General features: G+C 63.0%; 18 protein-coding genes and 1 tRNA gene. 6 read left to right on the plus strand and 13 right to left on the minus strand.

Annotated elements, in window-relative coordinates; translation table 11 throughout:
• Positions 1 to 59: 59 nt before the first annotated feature.
• The 3 genes from truA to def form a co-directional block, all read right to left on the minus strand.
• Positions 60 to 812, minus strand: coding sequence for a tRNA pseudouridine(38-40) synthase TruA (gene truA / locus Mame_RS18880; protein WP_018065401.1), 753 nt, complete (start codon positions 810 to 812; stop codon positions 60 to 62).
• Positions 812 to 1750: a methionyl-tRNA formyltransferase gene (fmt, locus tag Mame_RS18885; RefSeq protein WP_026173579.1), complete on the minus strand. Its 939-nt coding sequence runs from the start codon at positions 1748 to 1750 to the stop codon at positions 812 to 814. The genes truA and fmt overlap by 1 nt, the downstream gene beginning before the upstream one ends.
• A gap of 275 nt (positions 1751 to 2025) precedes the next feature.
• Positions 2026 to 2541, minus strand: coding sequence for a peptide deformylase (gene def, locus Mame_RS18890; protein ID WP_026173580.1), 516 nt, complete (start codon positions 2539 to 2541; stop codon positions 2026 to 2028).
• Between the two features lie 156 nt (positions 2542 to 2697).
• On the opposite strand from def, the gene Mame_RS18895 reads away from it, so the two are divergent.
• Positions 2698 to 3870: a DNA recombination protein RmuC gene (locus Mame_RS18895; protein ID WP_018065405.1), complete on the plus strand. Its 1173-nt coding sequence runs from the start codon at positions 2698 to 2700 to the stop codon at positions 3868 to 3870.
• Positions 3871 to 4046: 176 nt separating this feature from the next.
• Positions 4047 to 4946: a ribokinase gene (locus tag Mame_RS18900; RefSeq protein WP_018065406.1), complete on the plus strand. Its 900-nt coding sequence runs from the start codon at positions 4047 to 4049 to the stop codon at positions 4944 to 4946.
• 465 nt (positions 4947 to 5411) lie between these two features.
• Here the strand turns inward: Mame_RS18900 and mmsB are convergent, their stop codons facing one another.
• The 4 genes from mmsB to chvE (Mame_RS18920) all read right to left on the minus strand — a co-directional run bounded on the left by mmsB (position 5412) and on the right by chvE (Mame_RS18920) (position 10606).
• Positions 5412 to 6608: a multiple monosaccharide ABC transporter permease gene (gene mmsB / locus Mame_RS18905; RefSeq protein WP_018065407.1), complete on the minus strand. Its 1197-nt coding sequence runs from the start codon at positions 6606 to 6608 to the stop codon at positions 5412 to 5414.
• A 7-nt stretch (positions 6609 to 6615) separates the two neighbouring features.
• Positions 6616 to 8136, minus strand: coding sequence for a multiple monosaccharide ABC transporter ATP-binding protein (mmsA, locus tag Mame_RS18910; protein WP_018065408.1), 1521 nt, complete (start codon positions 8134 to 8136; stop codon positions 6616 to 6618).
• 143 nt (positions 8137 to 8279) lie between these two features.
• Complete coding sequence (gene chvE, locus Mame_RS18915; protein WP_018065409.1) at positions 8280 to 9353, minus strand: multiple monosaccharide ABC transporter substrate-binding protein; 1074 nt, start codon at positions 9351 to 9353, stop codon at positions 8280 to 8282.
• 182 nt (positions 9354 to 9535) lie between these two features.
• Positions 9536 to 10606: a multiple monosaccharide ABC transporter substrate-binding protein gene (gene chvE, locus Mame_RS18920; protein WP_018065410.1), complete on the minus strand. Its 1071-nt coding sequence runs from the start codon at positions 10604 to 10606 to the stop codon at positions 9536 to 9538.
• Between the two features lie 412 nt (positions 10607 to 11018).
• Between chvE (Mame_RS18920) and Mame_RS18925 the strand changes: the two genes are divergently transcribed.
• Positions 11019 to 11095, plus strand: a tRNA-Arg gene (locus tag Mame_RS18925).
• A gap of 42 nt (positions 11096 to 11137) precedes the next feature.
• Here the strand turns inward: Mame_RS18925 and Mame_RS18930 are convergent.
• Positions 11138 to 11941: an AraC family transcriptional regulator gene (locus Mame_RS18930; protein WP_051085116.1), complete on the minus strand. Its 804-nt coding sequence runs from the start codon at positions 11939 to 11941 to the stop codon at positions 11138 to 11140.
• Positions 11942 to 12032: 91 nt separating this feature from the next.
• Here Mame_RS18930 and Mame_RS18935 point away from each other — a divergent pair, with 91 nt between their 5' ends.
• Positions 12033 to 12950 carry an NADP-dependent oxidoreductase gene (locus Mame_RS18935; protein ID WP_026173581.1) on the plus strand — a complete coding sequence of 306 codons (918 nt, stop codon included), beginning with the start codon at positions 12033 to 12035 and terminating at the stop codon, positions 12948 to 12950.
• 16 nt (positions 12951 to 12966) lie between these two features.
• Here Mame_RS18935 and Mame_RS18940 read toward each other — a convergent pair whose 3' ends face one another.
• Positions 12967 to 13803 (minus strand): VHL beta domain-containing protein, encoded by an 837-nt coding sequence (locus tag Mame_RS18940; protein WP_018065413.1) that lies wholly within the window; start codon positions 13801 to 13803, stop codon positions 12967 to 12969.
• Between the two features lie 116 nt (positions 13804 to 13919).
• On the opposite strand from Mame_RS18940, the gene Mame_RS18945 reads away from it, so the two are divergent.
• The gene (locus tag Mame_RS18945) at positions 13920 to 14393 is read left to right on the plus strand and encodes a VOC family protein (protein WP_018065414.1); all 474 of its coding nucleotides are present in this window, start codon (positions 13920 to 13922) and stop codon (positions 14391 to 14393) included.
• Positions 14394 to 14428: 35 nt separating this feature from the next.
• Here Mame_RS18945 and Mame_RS18950 read toward each other — a convergent pair whose 3' ends face one another.
• The 4 genes from Mame_RS18950 to Mame_RS18965 are packed head-to-tail and all read right to left on the minus strand — an operon-like array spanning position 14429 to position 18756.
• A complete protein-coding gene (locus tag Mame_RS18950; protein ID WP_018065415.1) occupies positions 14429 to 15937 on the minus strand; it encodes an AMP-binding protein in 1509 nt (502 codons plus the stop codon).
• Positions 15934 to 17091 (minus strand): thiolase domain-containing protein, encoded by a 1158-nt coding sequence (locus Mame_RS18955; RefSeq protein WP_018065416.1) that lies wholly within the window; start codon positions 17089 to 17091, stop codon positions 15934 to 15936. The genes Mame_RS18950 and Mame_RS18955 overlap by 4 nt, the downstream gene beginning before the upstream one ends.
• 1 nt (position 17092) lies before the next feature.
• Positions 17093 to 18061 carry a fumarylacetoacetate hydrolase family protein gene (locus tag Mame_RS18960; protein WP_018065417.1) on the minus strand — a complete coding sequence of 323 codons (969 nt, stop codon included), beginning with the start codon at positions 18059 to 18061 and terminating at the stop codon, positions 17093 to 17095.
• 26 nt (positions 18062 to 18087) lie between these two features.
• Positions 18088 to 18756: a TetR/AcrR family transcriptional regulator gene (locus tag Mame_RS18965; RefSeq protein ID WP_018065418.1), complete on the minus strand. Its 669-nt coding sequence runs from the start codon at positions 18754 to 18756 to the stop codon at positions 18088 to 18090.
• 113 nt (positions 18757 to 18869) lie between these two features.
• Between Mame_RS18965 and Mame_RS18970 the strand changes: the two genes are divergently transcribed.
• Complete coding sequence (locus Mame_RS18970) at positions 18870 to 19943, plus strand: C4-dicarboxylate TRAP transporter substrate-binding protein (RefSeq protein WP_018065419.1); 1074 nt, start codon at positions 18870 to 18872, stop codon at positions 19941 to 19943.
• Positions 19944 to 19979 lie beyond the last annotated feature (36 nt).

Here is a 19979-nt window from a genome sequence, read left to right on the forward strand (position 1 = left end):
AAGCTGGAAATATAGATATATTGGAAGAACGAAGGACGCAAGCCCCGGCCGGATGTCGTTCAATCGCCGGGATAATCCACCTGCATGAAATAGAGCCCCTCCGGCGGAGCCACCGGCCCGCAAGCCTTGCGGTCGCGCGCCTCCAGCGCCTGCCGCACATCATCCACCGACATCTTGCCCTCGCCGCCGAGTTTCAATGTTCCGGCAAAGGAGCGGATCTGGTTGTGCAGGAAGCTCTGGGCGGTGGCGCGGATCTCGATGATCTCGCCCTCCCGCGTGACATCGAGCCGATCGAGCGTGCGCACCGGCGATTTCGCCTGGCACTGCACCGAGCGGAAGGTGGTGAAATCGTGTCTGCCGACAAGCACCTGGGCCGCCGCGTGCATCGCCGCGTGATCGAGCGGCTTCGGCACCCACCAGCCGCGCTTCCATTCCAGCGCGGGATGGGCGCGGCGGTTTATGATGCGGTAGAGATAATGCCGCCGAAGTGCGGAAAACCGGGCATCGAAATCGGGTTCAGCCTCGACCACATCGACCACCGAAATACCGTCGCCGGCGAGCCTCAGATGCGCATTGACTGCGTTCAGAATTGTGAACGGGCTCCAGGGTTTGGCAAGATCGAGATGCACCACCTGCCCCCGGGCATGAACGCCGGAATCCGTACGTCCCGCCCCGCGGATGGAAACGGTCTCGCCGGAAAACCCGGCAATCGCCTCCTCCAGCGCGCTCTGCACCGAGCGCCCCTCGGCCTGGCGTTGCCAGCCGACAAAGGCCGTGCCGTCATATTCGACCTTCAGGCGGTAACGCGGCATCAGGCAAGCACCGTTGCCGGGGCAAGCGGCGTGCCGCGCAGGAAATCCTCGGCCGAAAGCGGCTTTCCGCCGGCCTTCTGCAACCGGATGAGCCGCACAGCGCCCTTCCCGCAGGCGATCGTGAGGTCTGGTCCCGCGAGCACGGTTCCCGGCGCGCCCTCGCCTTCGCCGAGCGCGCTTTCATGCACCTTGACCCGCTCCAGCCGCTTGCCCGCCGGCACCTCCATCCACGCGCCCGGAAATGGCGCAAGCCCCCGGATATGATTATGCACCTCGGCGGCCGGTCGGCTGAAATCGATCCGGGTCTCGCCCTTGTCGATCTTCTTCGCATAGGTGACGCCGTCTTCGGCCTGCGGTGAAAGCGGCAGGTCGCCGACCTCGAGCTTCGCCATCGCCTCCGCCATCAGTCGCGCGCCGTCATGCATCAGCCGGTCGTGCAGCGCGCCCGCCGTCATGTCCGGACCGATCGCGACCCGCTTGGTCAGCGCCACAGGCCCGGTATCGAGCCCCTTTTCCATCTTCATGATCATCATGCCGGTCTCGCTGTCGCCGGCCATGATCGCGCGCTGGATGGGTGCCGCGCCCCGCCAGCGGGGCAGCAGCGAAGCATGGCCATTATAGGCGCCAAGCCGCGTCCCGTTCAGGATCGCTTCCGGCAGCAGCAGGCCATAGGCAACCACCACCGCAACATCGGCATCAAGCGCGGCGAAGGCGGCGCGATCCTCGTCAGCGCGAAAATTCTCCGGCGTGCGCACCGGCAGGCCTAGCAGTTCGGCCGCCTGATGCACTGGCGACTTGACCTCCGCCAGCCCGCGCCGGCCGGCCGCCCGCGGCGGCTGGGTGTAGACGCAGACAATCTCGTGGCCCGCCTCCTTCAGCGCCCTGAGGGTGGGAACGGAAAAATCGGGCGTGCCCATGAAAATAATCCTGAGGCTCATGATCGCTCCTTCCGGGCCCGCGCAAAAAGGCAAACGTGAATATACGGCAACTGGTCAGATAAACGAGAATGCCGCGCCGCAAAAGGCAAATCCGCCGCATAAGGAGGAACGCCAGACAACAACCGACTTCTCGGCGCGCTGAAAAACCGAGACGCCATTTTCGACCTCGCAGGCAGGCCGGCCCTTGAGCCGTGGTATGCGAAGGCAACGCGGGAACCGCGCCGCCTGCTCCGTCTCGACGCATTCTCCTGCGTGCCGGCTGGCAGCGAACTGTCCTAAAGCTTGTGCTTGGCCGCCTTGGCGAACTTCTTGATCACCCGGTCACGCTTCAGGCGCGACAGATAATCGATGAACAGCGCGCCGTCGAGATGGTCGATCTCATGCTGCAGGCAAGTGGCGAGCAAGCCCTCGGCCTCGATTTCCTGTTCCTTGCCGGCAAGGTCGGTATAGCGCACCCGCACACTCGCCGGACGCTCCACCTCGGCATAGAACTCCGGGATCGACAGGCAGCCCTCCTCATAGACCGAGCGCTCGTCCGAGCTGTGCAACACGGTGGGATTGATCACCACCATGGGCTGCTTCTCGCCCTCGTCCTTGTTGGCGACATCCAGAACCAGCATGCGGCGAGGCACGCCAACCTGGATCGCGGCAAGGCCGATGCCCGGAGCCTCATACATGGTCTCCAGCATATCGTCGGCAAATTTCTTCAGGTCGTCGTCTATGCGCTCGACCGGTTTCGAGACCGTGCGCAGCAGAGGGTCCGGCAAGATAATCAGTGGCATCGTGGTCATGCCCTCCCCATAGCGCATGTTCGCCCGAGGGGAAATCTTTTCATACGTTCTGCCCCAAACCTCCCTTCCCGTTATTTCCGTAAATCATTTTGTTCACGTTTTGATCTTTCTTTCAAGAAGAATCTGCGCTAGGCTCACCATAAGAGAGGTGATGTGATGGATGCAGTGATGGCCCGACTGGCGGCGGCGGACACGGCGATGCTCGCCATGGCCGGGGCGTTGTGCATTCTGATTGCCGCTCTCGTCATTCTCCTGGCCCGCCGCGGCGGCGGGCGGCAGGAAAAGGGGCTTGAACGCGAGCTGCAGCAACTGGTGCAGGCGCAGAGCGAGATGCAGGGCCGCATGGCGACGATGGCGGAACTGTTCGGCAGCCGCCAGTCGGAGCTGAATGCCGCGCTCGGCTCCCGCCTCGATGGCCTGTCACAGCGGATCGGCACCACGCTGCACCAGCAGCACCAGACCACCCACGAGAACCTCCGCCGCCTGCAGGAGCGGCTTGCTGTCATCGATGCGGCGCAGAACAATATCCAGTCGCTGGCCAAGGACGTGGTCGGCCTGCAGGCAATCCTTTCCAACAAGCAGACCCGCGGCGCATTCGGTCAGGGGCGGATGGAAGCGATCATCGCCGATGCCCTACCCGCCGGAAGCTTCCGGTTCCAGGCGACGCTGTCGAACGGCACCCGCCCGGACTGCGTGGTCGACATGCCGAATGGCGCGCCGCCCTTGATCATCGACGCCAAGTTTCCGCTCGAATCCTGGAACGCGATGCGCGCGGCGGAAAGCGACGAGGCAGCGCGCGCCGCCAGCCAGCGCTTCCGCCGCGATCTCGAGACCCATCTCCGCGATATCGCCAGCAAATATCTGCTGCCCGGAGAAACGCAAGACACGGCCTTCCTGTTCGTGCCGTCCGAATCGATTTTCGCGGATATCCACGAGCATTACGAGGCGGTCGTCCAGCGCGCCCATGCCATGCGCGTGGTGATCGTCTCACCGACGCTGCTGCTGTTGTCGATCCAGGTCGTGCAGGCGGTGATGAAGGACCAGCGCATGCGCGAACAGGCGCATCTGATACAGGGCGAGGTTGCCAATCTGCTGGCGGACCTGACGCGCCTCAACGAGCGCGTGGCAAAGCTGGAAAACCATTTCAACCAGGCCCGCCAGGATGTCGAGACGATCCGGATATCGACGGGCAAGATCGCCCGGCGCGGCGAACGGATCGCGACGCTGGAATTCGAAACCGGTCGAAAGGAGGCGGAGCCGTCTTCCACCCTTGACGAGGGACAGCAGGGGCTCGGCCGCATGAAACTGCGCGTCGTCGACGAGGACTGATTGCCATCGCCGCTTGCGCGCAATAAAAGCGCAAGGGAATGCATTGGCGGTCGGTTTTGCGATCGGCTGACTGGATGCGGTGTTTGAGTGTGCCGGATCGGCGGGGCGTGGAAGACGGTCTCGCCTTCCGGCGGAAGCCTTCGCGTCGACCAGGCGAGGCTGACGGGAGTACTGCCATGATCACGGTTTTCGGTTCCATCAATATGGATCTCATCGCCACCACGCCGCGCCTGCCGAAGCCGGGCGAAACCGTGGCGGGAACCTCCTTTGCCACGGCTCAAGGCGGCAAGGGCGCAAACCAGGCGCTTGCCGCGCGCCGCGCCGGCTCCGCTGTCGCCATGGCAGGGGCTGTCGGCAATGACGAGTTCGCATCCGCCGCAACCGCCCTTCTTGCCGAGGCCGGCGTCGACCTTTCAGCCGTGAAAACCACCAATGGCCCCACCGGCACGGCGATGATCCTTGTCGGCGGCGACGGCGAAAACGTCATCGTCATCAATGCCGCGGCCAATGGCGAGGTCACCGAGGCAGATGCCGAGGCTGTCGTGGCGGGAATGGCGGCGGACGACATATTGGTGCTGCAGCTCGAAATTCCGGCCAATGCCATTCGCACCGCGCTCAAGAGCGCCCGCGAAAAGGGTATCCGTACGATCCTCAACACCGCGCCGCTGACGCCGGAAGCGGCCGAGCTCGGCGCGCTCGCCGATATCGTGATTGCCAACGAGACCGAATTCGAGCGGCTTGTCGGGGCCGAAGAGCTCGGCAGCGAAGGGCGGATCGCCATGCTGAAAACCCGCCATGACGAAACCGGCCAGACCATCGTCATCACGCTCGGGGCCGAGGGCGTGGTTGCCATGCATGAGGGCGACTTCCACCGCATCGACGCTCTGAAGATCGACCCGGTCGACACCGTCGGCGCGGGCGACACCTTCTGCGGCTATTTCGCAAGCGGTCTCGATCAGGGACTGCCCTTCGCAAAGGCCGCGCACCGGGCCGCCGTCGCAGGCGCGCTCGCCTGCCTCAAGCCCGGCGCCCAGCCGTCCATCCCGGAAAAAGAAGCGGTCGACGCACGGGCCTGAAATCATCGGCCCCTGGCATTACGCCATCCATTTCCCGGAGATCATCGGGTGGTTCAGACCAAACGCCCGATGATCTAGCCAAGCAAGGCTTTTTGACCTTGTCGGACGGCGGAAATGCAAAACCACATTCGTCTTTCAGGTAGACCCCCGACCCGAGCGCCCTATTTCAAAAGGCAGCTGCGCCCGTCTGGCGCTGCCCTCCCGCGTTGCCGCAAGAGCCCGGATATTCGGGCGCGCGCCCCAATTGTTAAATTTTTTACTTTTCTTTTGGTCCATTTTGCGAGATGACGCGTTATTGCCCTATCCAGACGCGCCAAGGTGCCGGCTCGTCCGGCAGTCTGGAAAAAGGGGGTGCGCCCCGCGCCCCGGCACATCATCCCCCGATGTGCCGGGGTTTTTCGTGTCGGGGTCACGCATCGCGAGCGGAGCGGCAGGGCTATATCGCCCTGCCTTTCCTGCAGAAAATCAGGCCTTGTTCTTGTTGTAGACGTCGAAGACGACGGCGGCGAGCAGCACCAGGCCCTTGATCACCTGCTGGTAATCGATGCCGATGCCCATGATCGACATGCCGTTATTCATGATGCCCATGATGAAGGCGCCGACCACCGCGCCGACGATCTTGCCGACACCGCCCGACATCGACGCGCCGCCGATGAACACCGCCGCGATCACATCAAGCTCGAAACCGTTGCCGGCCTTGGGCGTGGCGATGTTGAGGCGGGCGGCGAACACCAGACCGGCGAGAGCGGCCAGCATGCCCATGTTCACGAACACGATGAAATTCAGCCGCTTGGTGTTGATACCTGAAAGGGCGGCCGCCTTCTCGTTGCCGCCGATCGCATAGACCCTGCGTCCGAATGTCGTGCTTTCGGTGATGAAGGTATAGATCACCGTCAGGATCGCCATCGAGATCAGCACATTCGGCAGGCCGCGGAACGAGGCGAGCTTCCACGACACGAACACCAGCACGCCGGCAACGATGATGTTGCGACCCAGGAAGAAGGACAGCGGCTCATCCTCGATGCCATAGGCGACGTTGCGCGCCCGCGATCGCCAGGCGAGATAGACGATCGCGGCGGCGGCGATGATGCCGGCCACAAGCGCCGTCATGTTGGGCCGGCCGACGCCGAAGAGATCCGGCACGAAGCCGGTGGACAACAGCTGGAAGGAACCCGGGAACGGGCCCACCGACTGGCCGTTGAGGATCCAGAGCGACAACCCGCGGAAGATCAGCATGCCGGCGAGCGTGACGATAAAGGACGGGATGCGCCAATAGGCGACCCAGTATCCCTGCCACGCCCCAATCAGCATGCCGGCGAAAATGCAGGCAAAAAAGGCGACGATGACCGGCACCTGCCAGTGGACGATCATCACCGCGGCAAGCGCGCCGATGAAGCCCACAATCGAGCCCACCGAAAGATCGATATGCCCGGCCACGATGATCATCAGCATGCCGAGCGCCATGATGATCACATAGGAATTCTGCAGGAACAGGTTGGTGATGTTGACCGGTCGCATCAGCACGCCGTCGGTGACGACCTGGAAAAACGCGATGATGACGATCAGGGCGAGCAGGATGCCGTAGTCGCGCATCCTGAGTGTCAGATAGGAGCGGATCGAGGGCTTGTGTTCGTCCGCGGTGGTTTCCTCGGGTGTATTCATCGCTTTCTCATTTCCTGACAATGAAGGACATGATGCGTTCCTGACTCGCCTCTGCGGCGCTCAGTTCGCCCACCAATGCCCCCTCGTTCATGATGTAAATGCGGTCGCACATGCCGAGCAGCTCCGGCATTTCCGACGAGATCATCACGACGCCCCGGCCTTCGGCCGCAAGTTCGTTCATCAGCGTGTAGATCTCGTATTTCGCGCCGACATCGATGCCGCGCGTCGGCTCGTCCAGGATCAGCACGTCCGGCTGGGTGAACAGCCATTTCGACAGCACCACCTTCTGCTGGTTGCCGCCCGAAAGGTTGACCACGCGTTGGGCCACCGTCGGCGTGCGGATGTTCATGGCCTTGCGGTAATGCTCGGAGGTCTTGGTTTCCTCGGCGGGGTTGAGCACGCCGTATTTGGAAACCCCGCCAAGATGGGCGAGCGTCACGTTCCGGGTGATCGGCTCGTCCAGGATCAGCCCGAGGCCCTTGCGGTCCTCCGTCACATAGGCGAGGCCCGCATGGATGGCCTTCGGCACGGTGGACACATCCACCTTCTCGCCGCCGAGCCAGACCTCGCCGGAGATATTGCGGCCATAGCTGTGGCCGAAAATGCTCATGGCGAGTTCGGTGCGCCCTGCCCCCATCACGCCCGCTATGCCGACGATCTCGCCGGCGCGCACATTGAAGGCGACATTCTTGATCACCTTGCGGTCGGCCTGTTCGGGGTGCCAGACGGTCCAGTCCTTCACCGCCATCAGTTCCTCGCCGAACTTGCGCTCGCGGTCGGGATAGCGGTTCTCCATGGTCCGGCCGACCATGGCCTGGATGATACGGGCCTCGCTCACTTCTTCCGCGGCGCAATCGATATCGGCAACCGACGAACCATCGCGCAGCACCGTGATGTTATCGGCGACCTGCTCGACCTCGTTCAGCTTGTGCGAGATCAGGATCGAGGTGATCCCCTGTTTCTTCAGATCCAGAAGCAGCTTCAGAAGCTTGGCGCTGTCGGATTCCGAAAGCGCGGCCGTCGGCTCGTCCAGAATGAGAAGCCGCACATCCTTGGAGAGCGCCTTCGCGATTTCGACAAGCTGCTGCTTGCCGACGCCGATCTTCTCCACCAGCGTCGCCGGCGGGTCCTTCAGGCCCACCTTCCGGAGCAGTTTCTCAGTGCGATCGAAGGTTTCCGGCCAGTCGATCACGCCGGCCCGCGACACCTCGTTGCCGAGGAAGATATTCTCCGCAATCGACAATTGCGGCACCAGCGCCAGCTCCTGGTGGATGATGATGACGCCCTTCTTCTCGCTGTCGGCAATGCCGGAAAAGGTCGCCAGTTCACCGGCATAGTAGATTTCGCCCTCATAGGAGCCGTGGGGATAGACCCCGGAAAGCACTTTCATCAGCGTGGATTTGCCCGCGCCGTTCTCGCCGACCAGCGCGTGGATCTCGCCTTCCTCGACCTTCAGGTCGACGTCGCTCAACGCCTTCACGCCGGGAAAGGTCTTCGTGATCTTTCGCATTTCGAGCAATGTTGTCATGACACCTGTCACCGTTTGGCACCGGATCGCGCCTCAAGCGCCATCCATTCCTTCGACGCCTAACGACGAACCCCTGGGGCTCGCGTGCGTCAGCCCGCCGCCGGAAATGCCGGCGACGGGCCCATTGAGATCACCTCAGACGATCAATTCTCGATCTGCTGCATGGTGTAGTAGCCGCTGTCATCGACCAGGATCTGCTTCCAGTTGTCCTGGGTCACGATCACCGGCTCCAGCAGGTAGGACGGCACGTCCTTCTCGCCGTTATTGTAGGTGCTGGTGTCGTTGACTTCCGGCTCCTTGCCCTCGCCGATCGCCTCCACCATGCCGACGGTGACGCCGGCAAGCTTGCGGGTATCCTTGAAGATCGAGGAATACTGGTCGCCGTCGATGATCGCCTTGACGTTCGGCAGGTTGGAATCCTGGCCGGTGATGATCGGCATCTTCATGTCGCCGGAGCCATAGCCGATACCCTTCAGCGACGAGATCGAGCCCATGGCGAGATCGTCATTGGAGGCATAGACGCCGTGCAGCGGCTTGTCGGTGTAATAGGCCGAAAGCAGGTTATCCATGCGCGCCTGGGCGGCGGCGTTCGACCAGTTCAGCGTGCCGATCTTGTCCATGCCCATCTGGCCCGACGGGATCACGATATCGCCGGAATCGATCAGCGGCTGGAGCACGGACATCGCGCCATTATAGAAGAAATAGGCATTGTTATCGTCCGGCGAGCCGCCGAAGAGCTCGACATTCCAGGGCTTCACATCGGGGAAGCGCGCCTTCAGGCCCTCCACGAGGCTGTTGCCCTGCAGCACGCCGACCTTGTAGTTGTCGAAGGTCGCGTAATAATCGACATCGGGCGTGTTGAGGATCAGCCGGTCATAGGCGATCACCGGAATGCCGGCGGCGCCGGCATTGGCCAGCGGACCGGTGAGCGAGCCGCCATCGATCGCCGCGACCACCAGAACGGTGACGCCCTTGGTGATCATGTTTTCGATCTGCGACAACTGCTGGGGAATTTCGTTCTCGGCATATTGCAGGTCGGTCTTGTAGCCGGCCGCCTCGAACTGCTCGACCATGGACGCGCCGTCCTTGTTCCAGCGGTCAAGGCCCTTGGTCGGCATGGCGATGCCGACATAGCCCTTGTCGGCGGCGAGCGCCGGCGCGGCGACAGCAATGGCCGCGACAGAGGCGGCTGCAAAAATGGAGATAATCTTTCTCATGTCTCTCTCCCGTTGAAGGCCGGTATGGCCCGTCTCATGAATGCGCCTCCGCTGTCGCGGAGGGATTTCGGCCCCAGGCCGGCAGTCGCCGGCGAAATTTGAGGCACGTAAGTCAAAAAGGAACGAAGAAAACTCCTTCGCACAGGAAAGGGCGGGCGCCGCAACGCCCGCCCTCGTGGTGATTACTTGAGCTGGTCAAGGGTATAGTAGCCGCTCTGGTCGACCAGGATTTCCTCCCAGTTGGAGGCGTCGATCGAGACCGGCGACAGCAGATAGGACGGGACCACCTTGACGCCATTGTCATAGGTCTCGGTGTCGTTGATTTCCGGCTCGCCGCCCTGCAGAAGGGCATCGACCATGCCCACGGTCACGCGGGCAAGCTCGCGCGTATCCTTGAACACCGTCGAATACTGCTCATCGGCGATGATCGACTTGACCGAGGGGATTTCGGCATCCTGGCCGGTCACGATCGGCATCTGCTGGTCGCCGGTGCCATAGCCCACGCCCTTCAGCGAGGACAGGATGCCGATCGACAGGCCGTCATAGGGCGACAGCACGCCGTTGACCTGCTTGTCGGTGTAGTTGGCCGACAGAAGGTTGTCCATGCGGGCCTGGGCTTCCGCACCATCCCAGCGCAGCGTGCCGACCTGGTTCATGCCCATCTGGCCCGACGGGATCACGATGTCGCCGGAGTCGATCAGCGGCTGCAGCACCGACATCGCGCCGTCATAGAAGAAATAGGCGTTGTTATCGTCCGGCGAACCGCCGAACAGTTCGACATTCCAGGGCTTGGTGTCGGGGAAGCGCTGCTTCAGGCCATCGACCAGGCTTTCGGCCTGCAGCACGCCGACCTGGAAATTGTCGAAGGTGGCGTAATAGTCGACATCCGGGCTTTCCCGGATCAGCCGGTCATAGGCAACCACCGGAATGCCCGAGGCGGCGGCATTCGCCAGCGCGTTGGAAAGCGTGGTGCCGTCGATCGAGGCGATCACCAGCGCATCGACGCCCTTGGTGATCATGTTTTCGATCTGGGACAGCTGGTTGGGAATATTGTCCTCTGCATATTGCAGATCGGTGGCGTAGCCCGCCTCCTGGAACTGCTCGACCATGGACTGCCCGTCCGAAATCCAGCGCGCCGAGGATTTGGTCGGCATCGCGATCCCGATCGTGCCCTTGTCCTGCGCAAAGCTCGGCACGGCAAACGACGCAACCGTCACTGCCGCAACGGCAAATGCGGAAACTAACAATTTCATAGCTCTCTCCCAATTCGCGAATATCTGTTCGCTCCGCGCCTCGGCCGGCGTGCCGGCGCTCAGGTCCTCCCCTTCGCAACCCGTGCGGTTGCAAAACGCAGATCGCGCCGCAAGGGTGTTATCAGAACGACGCCGGTGTCAAATTGAGATCAACGAAGCTGATATACCAATTCTGCTATATTTGCGGTCGGCACTTTATCTAAGCCGTTGAATTTTCAGCCCACCCCGCCGCGCGATGGCGGGACGGGCGCGGAGGCACCTTATCCTTTGGTCTAACAGACGCCGACACCAGGCCCTCCCTCCCCCGCGCAACCTCGATCGACATCGTTTTTGACGCCACGTTATTTTTGCGATTGATGCCGCCCGCAAGCTGGGTTAAACAGTCCGCGCAGGCGAAGAACGCCTGCCCGAAGCGCCCGTAGCTCAGCTGGATAGAGTGTTGGATTCCGATTCCAAAGGTCACAGGTTCGAATCCTGTCGGGCGCGCCAAATACCACCGACCGCTTTCGGCTACTCCTTGTCAGATCCGGCCTAGGCTCCGGATGCGTTGCCGTGGCTGCTGTCGGCGGTTTGGGATCGGGGATTCAGGTGTTTTGGATCTTCTATGAATGCGCCCGGCGTCATGTCGGTGACCTGCCTGAACGCATGGCAAAATGCCGCAGTGCCGGAGAAGCCGGCCTCGCTTGCCACATGCGCGATGGCTCGGCCCTGCGCGAGCTGCTCCATCGTTCGAACGATGCGCGCCCGTTGCCGCCATGCCTTCAGCGTCATACCCGTCTCGACCGGAAAAAGACGGCTTGCCGTGCGCACCGAGGTCGCGGCGCGCGACGCCAGTTCGGCAAGGTCGAGATGATTGCGATAGTCGGCGATCGCAATGTCGGCGACACGTTTCGCGACGGCACTTGTGGGCAGCGGAAGATAGGTCGGTGCGTCGGTCATCGCGTCCAATTCAAGCAGCATCAACCGGGCCAAAAGAGAAGCCTTCTCCGACCGGATGTCGATTTCAATCGCCGTGGCAAGCAGCGCGCGCATCAATGGCGTGACTTTGGATACGAATGCGCGATGAGGAAAGGTCGAGGGAGCCCATGCTTCAATGGCAGCCGGTTGCCAATGCATCATCCAAAGCTCGGCATCGGTCAGAATATCAAGACGGTGCGAAATGCCTGACGGTATCCATGCCGTCAATTGAGGGGGCACCAGCCATATACCCGCGTCCGTATGGACCTGGACCATACCCGATGCCGCAAAGGTCAATTGCGCGTGTTCGTGGGCGTGAAGCGGCAAGGCTACGCCCTTGGGCTTGCTTACGCGGTGAACCGTGAGAAGCGTATGCACGGAATTGGCCTCTTGGCGATGTTGATTGGCGTTACATCGAAGAAATACTTCGCTATCCCTGAGCGGGTCAATATCGAAGGGAATTCAAACCATGAAAGCAGTGGTCATCACAGAATACGGGTCAAACGATGTCGTGCACCTCGTCGACATAGACAAACCCAGCCCCGGAGCCGGCGAAGTCCTGGTGAAAGTTCACGCCGCAGGCGTGAATCCGATCGACTGGAAAATACGCGGCGGCGCGGGCGAACGCATGGGCATGCCCCTTCCCATCCGCCTTGGCGGCGAGTTCGTGGGCACGATCGAGGCGCTTGGGCCGGGCGTCCATAGCTTCGGTCACGGTGAAGCCGTATTCGGCATGGTGCACACCGGCGCCTTTGCGGAATACGCGCTGGCGAAAGCGGACAATATCGTGCGCAAGCCCTCCGGCCTGGACTTCATTCAGGCAGCCGCGCTGCCGCTCGCCGGCACCACGGCATGGCAGGCCCTTTTCGATGAGGCCGGACTGTCCGCCGGACAAAGGCTTCTGGTTACCGGCGGCTCCGGCGGCGTCGGCTCTCTCGCGGTCCAGTTCGCCAAAGCCAAGGGCGCGCATGTCACGGCGGTCGCTTCCGCCCGCAACGCGCAGTTCGTCCGCGATCTCGGCGCCGACGCCTTCATCGATTACACCAGCGGTCCTTTTGAAGAGGCGGCCAGCGATATCGACGTCGTCCTAGACACGGTGGGCGGCGAAAGCTTTCAGCGCGCGTTCAAGACGCTGAGGAAAGGCGGTTTCATGGTCACCGTCGTGGCCTTTCCGGGTGACGAAGCCGAACGCTTCGAGGTTGGCGTGAAGCGCAGCTTCACAGTGCCGAGCGCGCCAAGCCTGAGCGCGATCGCGGACCTAGTCGAGGCCGGCAAGGTGACGCCGCACATAGACACCGTGCTCCCCCTTGCCGAGATCAGACAGGCGCTGGCCTTGTCCGAGGCCGGTCGCGCCCGCGGAAAGATCGTTCTCACCATGCTGGACTAAGCGCTTGCGCCTGGCCTCAGAAATCCTCGTATTTGAAGATCACTGTCTTCAGGCCGGGCGTGATCTCGGCGTAGGCGCAGGCATCATCGTCCAGTTCCGCGACCCATTGGTGGCCGATATAGGTTTCCATGTCGATGGACTGGCCGGGCGCGAGACGGCCGTAGGGCTGCCGTTTGCCGTCGAAATCGATCCAGTAGAGTTCGAAGGGGAAATCGAGCGAGCGGTCGGCGGCGAACCGGATCTTGCGCGTCGCGCCGGTGGTTTCCGTGGCGATGCCGCCGAGACAGGCTTCGACCGAGGGCACGTAGATGGTCTCGTCGTCCGCAGCGGCCGGCATCGCGCCGGTGGATGGCGATTTACCCTGTCCTTCGAGGCATTCCCGGATCTTCAGCACCGCGGCGGTGGAGCCGGAAAGGTTGAAGCGGAGCGGTTTTTCATCGTTGATCGCGACCGTCAGCGAAGCCGCCTGCATCAGGAATCCGATCTCGTCACGCGTCAGATGGGAAACCGCGTGTCCGCCCTCGAAGCCGAACTGCGAGTCGATATCGCGGTCGTCGAAGGAAATCAGCGCGCCGTCATAGCGGTCCGCATCGCTGCGCCCCGTCGGCACGACGAGTTGCCAGTTATCCTGATAATTTTCGAGCACCAGCGGCCCGGCGGGCTCCGCCTTCACCGCGCCGCAACCCAGAAAACCCGACATCGAATGATCGATGGCATAAACCCGCCAGCCCTTGACCTCGCCATAGGGCACGATCGCGTGTTCTTCGCGATAATCCAGCCAGTTCGGCCATGCCGCGCCGGCCTGGAAAACAATCGTCAGAACGAAGAGAATACGAAAGATACCGGCCTGCATGTCGCTGTCCCCCGCGCCACCGAATTTCCACGACGACAGTATTGCCATGAGGACCGGGTCTAGGCAATCTCACAATAGGATGATATCAACCTATATCGATTGCGGGAGGAAGGGCATTGCACAAGAACACGATCTGCATCTGGTATGACAAGGACGCCGAGGCGGCCGCGCGGTTTTACGCGGACCTGTTTCCAGACAGCGCGGTGACGCGAGTCACCCACGCGCCGGGCGATTACCCCTCCGGCCAGAAAGGGGACGTGCTCACCGTCGAATTCACCGTCTGCGGCATTCCCTGCCTGGGGCTCAATGGCGGTCCGGCCTTCAGCCACAGCGAGGCCTTCTCGTTTCAGATCTCGACCGAAGACCAAGCGGAAACCGACCGTTATTGGGACGCGATCGTGGGCAATGGCGGCGAGGAAAGCGCCTGCGGTTGGTGCAAGGACAGATGGGGCCTGTCCTGGCAGATCACGCCCCGCACGCTGATGGAGGCGCTGGCGGCAGGCGGCGATGAGGCGAAACGGGCTTTTGAGGCCATGATGCAGATGCGGAAAATCGACGTCGCCGCGATCGATGCCGCCCGCAAGGGCTGATCGGGTTTTCGCCGGGAGGGGCCAGACGGCCCTGATCAGCCCTGCCCGCTCTCGCGCAGACGCAGTTCGGTTTTCAGAACCTTGCCATAGGCATTCTTCGGCAGGGTGTCGAGGAAACGATAGGCCTTGGGGCGCTTGAAGCGGGCGATCGAGGCGAGGCAGTGGGCGTCGAGCTCCGCCTCGTCGCAGGCAGCACCGCGCGCCGTCACCACGAAGGCAACCACGTCCTCGCCCCATTCGACAGACGGCCGGCCGATCACCGCGACCTCGTCCACGGCGGGGTGGGTCAGAAGCGCCTCCTCGACCTCGCGCGGATAGATGTTGGTGCCGCCGGAGATGATCACGTCCTTGGACCGGTCATGCATGGTGACGTAGCCATCGGCCGACATCGCGCCGCGATCACCGGTCCTGAGCCAGCCGCCGGCAAGGGCCTCCGCGCTCGCCTCCGGCGCGTTCCAGTAGCCTGGCATGACGAGCGCGCCCTGCACCACGATCTCGCCGATCTCGCCCGGTTCGGCGGGCATGCCGTCGTCGCGCAGGATTTGCACCGTCACCGCCGATTGCGCCCGTCCGACCGATGTGATTCGCAATGGCCAGTCGGGATGATCCCGGTCGGCGATCTCGGCGCGCGACAGCGCGGTGATGCCCATCGGACATTCGCCCTGACCGTAGATCTGCACGAATTTCGGGCCGAAATGATCAAGCGCCGCCTCGATATCGGCGCGGTACATCGGCCCGCCGCCATAAACCACGGTGCGCAACCCCTCCCCCCTGCTGCCGGATGCCCGGGCGGCGTGGGTGAGCCGGTGCACCATGGTCGGGGCAAGGAACGCGCTGACGGAGCCGTGGGCAGCGGCGATTGCCAGAAATTCATCGGCATCATAGCCGCCGGAGGGCGGGCAGATATGGCCCGCGCCGCGCAGCACGTGTACCAGCGCGTAGAGACCCGCGCCGTGGCTCATCGGCGCGGCGTAAAGCGCGGCATCCCTTTCCGTCACATAGTCGACATCGGCGAGGTAGCTGAGCGACATGTCAGCAAGCATGGCGTGGGTTATGATCACGCCCTTGGGCCTGCCGGTGGTGCCGGAGGTGTAGAACAGCCAGGCCAGTTCGCGCGGTCCGCGCTCCTCCGTCGTCATCGGCTGCATCTGTGTTGCGCGGGCAAAGGTTTCGCCCGGCACCGTCAGTATCGCTGGAGCCTTGATGCCTGCGGCCAGGCTTTCGGAGACCAGCGCCAGCCGAGCGCCGGAATTGTCGATGATCCAGTTCGCCTCCTTCGGGTGGAGCTTGGCGTTGACCGGCACCGCGACCGCTCCCGCCTTCCAGATGCCGAACAGCGCGATCAGATATTCCAGACTGTTCTTCATGAAAAGCACGACCCGATCGCCCGGCGCAACACCCGCTTCCTCGGCAAGAAAGCGCGCGAAGCCGCCGGCGCGCGCGTTGAACGCGGCGTAATCGGCCACCATTTCCGAGCCCAGCAGCAAGGCGGGCGCTGCGGGCCAGCGCTTGGCCGCGCGGTCCAGCCAGTGGGCGATGTTCATGTCGCCGCCGCCTCAAGCACCGAGGCGTAATTGGCAACGCCCGAACCGCCCATGTTGAAGACCAGCGCGCGCTCGGCGCCGGCGCGCTGCATGTCGCCCGCCTCGCCCAGAACCTGCCGGGCGGCCATGACATGCATCGAAACGCCGGTGGCGCCGACCGGGTGGCCCTTGGCCTTCAGCCCGCCGGACAGGTTGACGGGCAAGATGCCGTCCCGCGCGACCCAGCCTTCCTCGATCGCCCGGTGACCCTCGCCCGGTGCGGCAAGCCCCATCGCCTCGTAGACCATCAGTTCGGCTATGGTGAAGCAGTCATGCACCTCCGCCGCGTCGATATCGCGAATGCCGAGCCCAGCCGCCTCAAGCGCCTGCCGGATCGCGATCGCCGCCCCGGTGAGTTCCGTCGACGATCTGCGCGACATCGGCAGAAAATCGCTGACCTGGGACCGCGCCCGGATGGCGACGGCCCGCGCCGCACCCCGCGCCGCCTCGTCGCGGGTGATCACGAGCGCCGCCGCGCCATCGGAAATCAGCGAGCAATCGGTGACCTTCAGCGGATCGGCGATCATCGGGTTGCGATTGGAAACCTCCCGGCAGAAGTCGAAGTCGAGCGGCTTGTGCATCTGCGCCAGCGGGTTCGCCATGGCATTGGCGTGGTTCTTGACCGCGATCCGGGCCAGCGCATCGGTCATGTCGCCATATTCGGCGGCATAGGCCCTGGCGAAGCGGGCGAAGATTTCGGGGAAGGAGACGCCGGCCTCCTCCCGCTGGTCGGACGCACCGGCGAGCCCGGCGGTCACCTCCGGCGTGGTCAGATGGGTCATCTTCTCCACGCCGATCACCAGCGCCGCATCCACCCTGCCCGCCTCCACCGCATCGATGGCGCCCCAGAGCGCCGCCGAGCCGGAGGCGCAGGCGTTTTCAAGCCGGGTCGCGGGCGTGAAGCGCAGATCGGGATCAATGTCGAGCGCCAGCGAGGAGGCGAAGGCATCGCCGACCATGCCGGAATTGAAGTGCCCGAGCCAGATGCCGCCGATTTCTGAAGCGGGAACGCCGGAATGCTCCAGCGCCTCCCGCCCGGCGGCAACCACGAGTTCGGGCAGCGTTTCGGCTAGCCTTCCAAAGGGCGTATGCCCCCAACCGATGATGCGCGCCATCTCAGTCGACCTTGACCAGCCTGTTGCGAAGGATGCCGATGCCCTCGACCTCGAGCTCGACGACATCGCCCGGCGACAGGAAGCGCATATGCTCCAGCCCGCAGCCATTGCCGACGGTGCCCGAGCCCAGAAACTCACCCGGCCGCAGCGTTTCGGAGGCCGAGACATGTTCGATCACCTGTTCGAAGCTCCAGAACATCGTGCCGGTATTTCCGCGACCCCATTCCTCGCCATTGACGCGGCAGATCATGGTCTTGTCATTGGGGTTGCCGAATTCATCCGCCGTCACCAGGCACGGGCCCATCGGGTTGGCGGTGTCGAAATCCTTGCCCTTGGCGGGACCAAGCTGGCCGCCCATTTCGGCGGTCTGGGCATCGCGGGCGGTGAAATCGTTGAAGATCGTATAGCCGAAGATATAGGGACGGGCGTCGGCGGCCTTGATGTCCTTGGCGGTCTTGCCGATGTAAATCCCGAATTCCAGCTCGAAATCCATGAATTTGGAGTAGCTGGGCCAGATCACATCGGTTTCGTGGCCGACCACGGAGAACCGATTGGCCTTGTAGTAGATCGGCTGCTCGTAAAAGGTTTCCGGCACCGAGAGAATGCCCTTGCGGGCCATCTCCGCCTCCGCCTCTTCCGGATTGTCGAACTGCCGGGCGCGCAGCTTGCGGGCCTGCTGGAAGGCCTGTTTCAGATGGGTCTCGAAGCACAGGCAATCGCGCATCTGGATCGGCGGTTCGATCGGCGCCATCAGCCTGACGGCGCTCCGTTCCAGCATATGGCCGTTCGCGGCAGAGGCTTCCGCCTGCCGGGCGCGTTCGAGTGCCGCGTCACCGCCCTCGATCAACCCCTGGATCGAGGCGATGGCCCCGTCGGTGGCGGCGGCGAGATCGAGGATGCGTTCGCCATCGCCGAGAAGCACGCCGGGGCGGCCGACGCCGTCGCCGCGATCATAAGTCACCAGTTTCATTGCATTTCCTCCCAAGAAAACATGATTTAGCTATTGGCTGTCTGGCTCCGGTCGCGGTGCTTGAGACCGGCGGTCAGCATCGCGACGATATGGGTCGCCGCCGCGGCGGTATCGGCCGAGTCCGCGGTGCCTCCGGAAAGGCGCGCCATGCGGCCATTGTCCATCATTACGATCATCATCGCGCCGAGCATGGTCTGGTAGGCCCAGTTCACCTCGGCCCTTGTCCAGTCCGGAAAACATTCCGCAAGCGCGTCGAGCATCATCTCGGCCACCGGATCGAAGGTTTCGCGGAAAATCCCGCGCCCCTCCGAACTCGGATCGGAAAGCTCGCGAGCAAGGATACGGCCGAAGGCGCCGTCATTGGCGTTATCGCGCAGGCCGAACATCGGCACGATCAGAGCCTTGACGACGAGTTCCACGCGCTTGTCCCAATCGGCCTCCGAACGGGCAAGCTGGAGCCCGACAACGCGCTGGCCGCGGATCGCCGGCGACCGGGTTTCGAAAATGGCGCGGTAGAGCCCTTCCTTGGAGCCGAAATGATAGTTGATCAGGGCCACCGGCACGTCGGCGCGAGCGGCGATCTTGCGCACCGTCGTCGCGTCATAGCCGTATTTGCCGAACACGGCCTCGCCGGCCGAAAGGATTTTCTCCTTCGACGTCGCACCCTGTTTTTCTTGATTTTTTGGCTCGTTCACTCTGCTTTCCCGTCCTGAATTGAACAAACAATAAAAAAGGTTGAACAGTTGTTCAAGTCCTATTATCCTTTTTTGTGGAGGCACCGGCAACGGTGACAATCAGGGAGGATTTCATGAACCGAATTATCACCACACTTGCGCTTTCAGGCGGCGTCGCGCTCGCCGCGCTCTCGCCGGCGATGGCCCAGGAGACGCTGCGTCTCACCATTGCGTCCGGCCATCCGGAGGTATTTCTCTGGGTCAAGCACATGCACGAGACCTTCATTCCCACGGTCAATGCGGCGCTCGCCGAAAAGGGCGACCTGCAGATCGAATGGACCGAGGCCTATGGCGGCACGCTGATGAAGCTCGGCTCGGAAGCGGAGGCGCTTGAGACCGGCATTGCCGATGTCGCGATGGCATCCGGGGTGTTCGATCCCGCCGGCATGGGCATCCTCAATATCACCTACGCCATGCCCTTCGGCCCGATCGATCCGGAAATGGTCACCTCGGCGGTCGAAGACGCGCTTTACGGCACCGAGGGCCTGATCGACCAGCTCACGGATGAAACCGGCGTCGTCTATATCGGCGGCGGCGTGGCGATCGACGGTTATAACATTGCCGCCAAGCGCCCGATCCGAACCCGCGCGGACATGGACGGCATGCGCATCGGCGGCGCCGGGCCCAACCTTGCCTGGCTGAATTCCACCGGCGCCGTCGGCGTTCAGGGCAGCTACGTCACCTTCTACAACGACATTTCGACCGGGGTGTACGACGGCAATATCGGCTGGATGACCGCAAATGTGCCTGCCCGCATCTACGAAGTCGCGCCCTACTGGAACCGCACCGATTTCGGCGCGATGTATATCGGCGGGCTCGGCGTCGCCGAACGGCTGTGGGAGGAATTCTCCGACGACACCAAGGATGCCTTCCGCAAGGGCGCGGAAGCCTATTCCAAGGCGTTTTTCGAGGAACAGTCGGCAAAATACGCCGCCAATGAAAAGACCATGCTTGAGGGCGGCGGCGAGGAAATAATGATGGAGCCCGCCGAACGCCAGGCCTGGATCGACGACATGGACAACCCGGTGACGGCATGGCGCGAGGCAGCACTTGCCCGCGGCGAGCCGGTGGACGAGATGCTCGAAATCTACCGCGACACGCTTGCCGAAGACGGCTTCACCTTCCCGCGCGATTATCTCGCCGAATAGTCCGGCGCGGCCCGGCATGCATTGCCGGGCCCGTCC

The organism is Martelella mediterranea DSM 17316 (genome assembly GCF_002043005.1).
Classification (GTDB): domain Bacteria; phylum Pseudomonadota; class Alphaproteobacteria; order Rhizobiales; family Rhizobiaceae; genus Martelella; species Martelella mediterranea.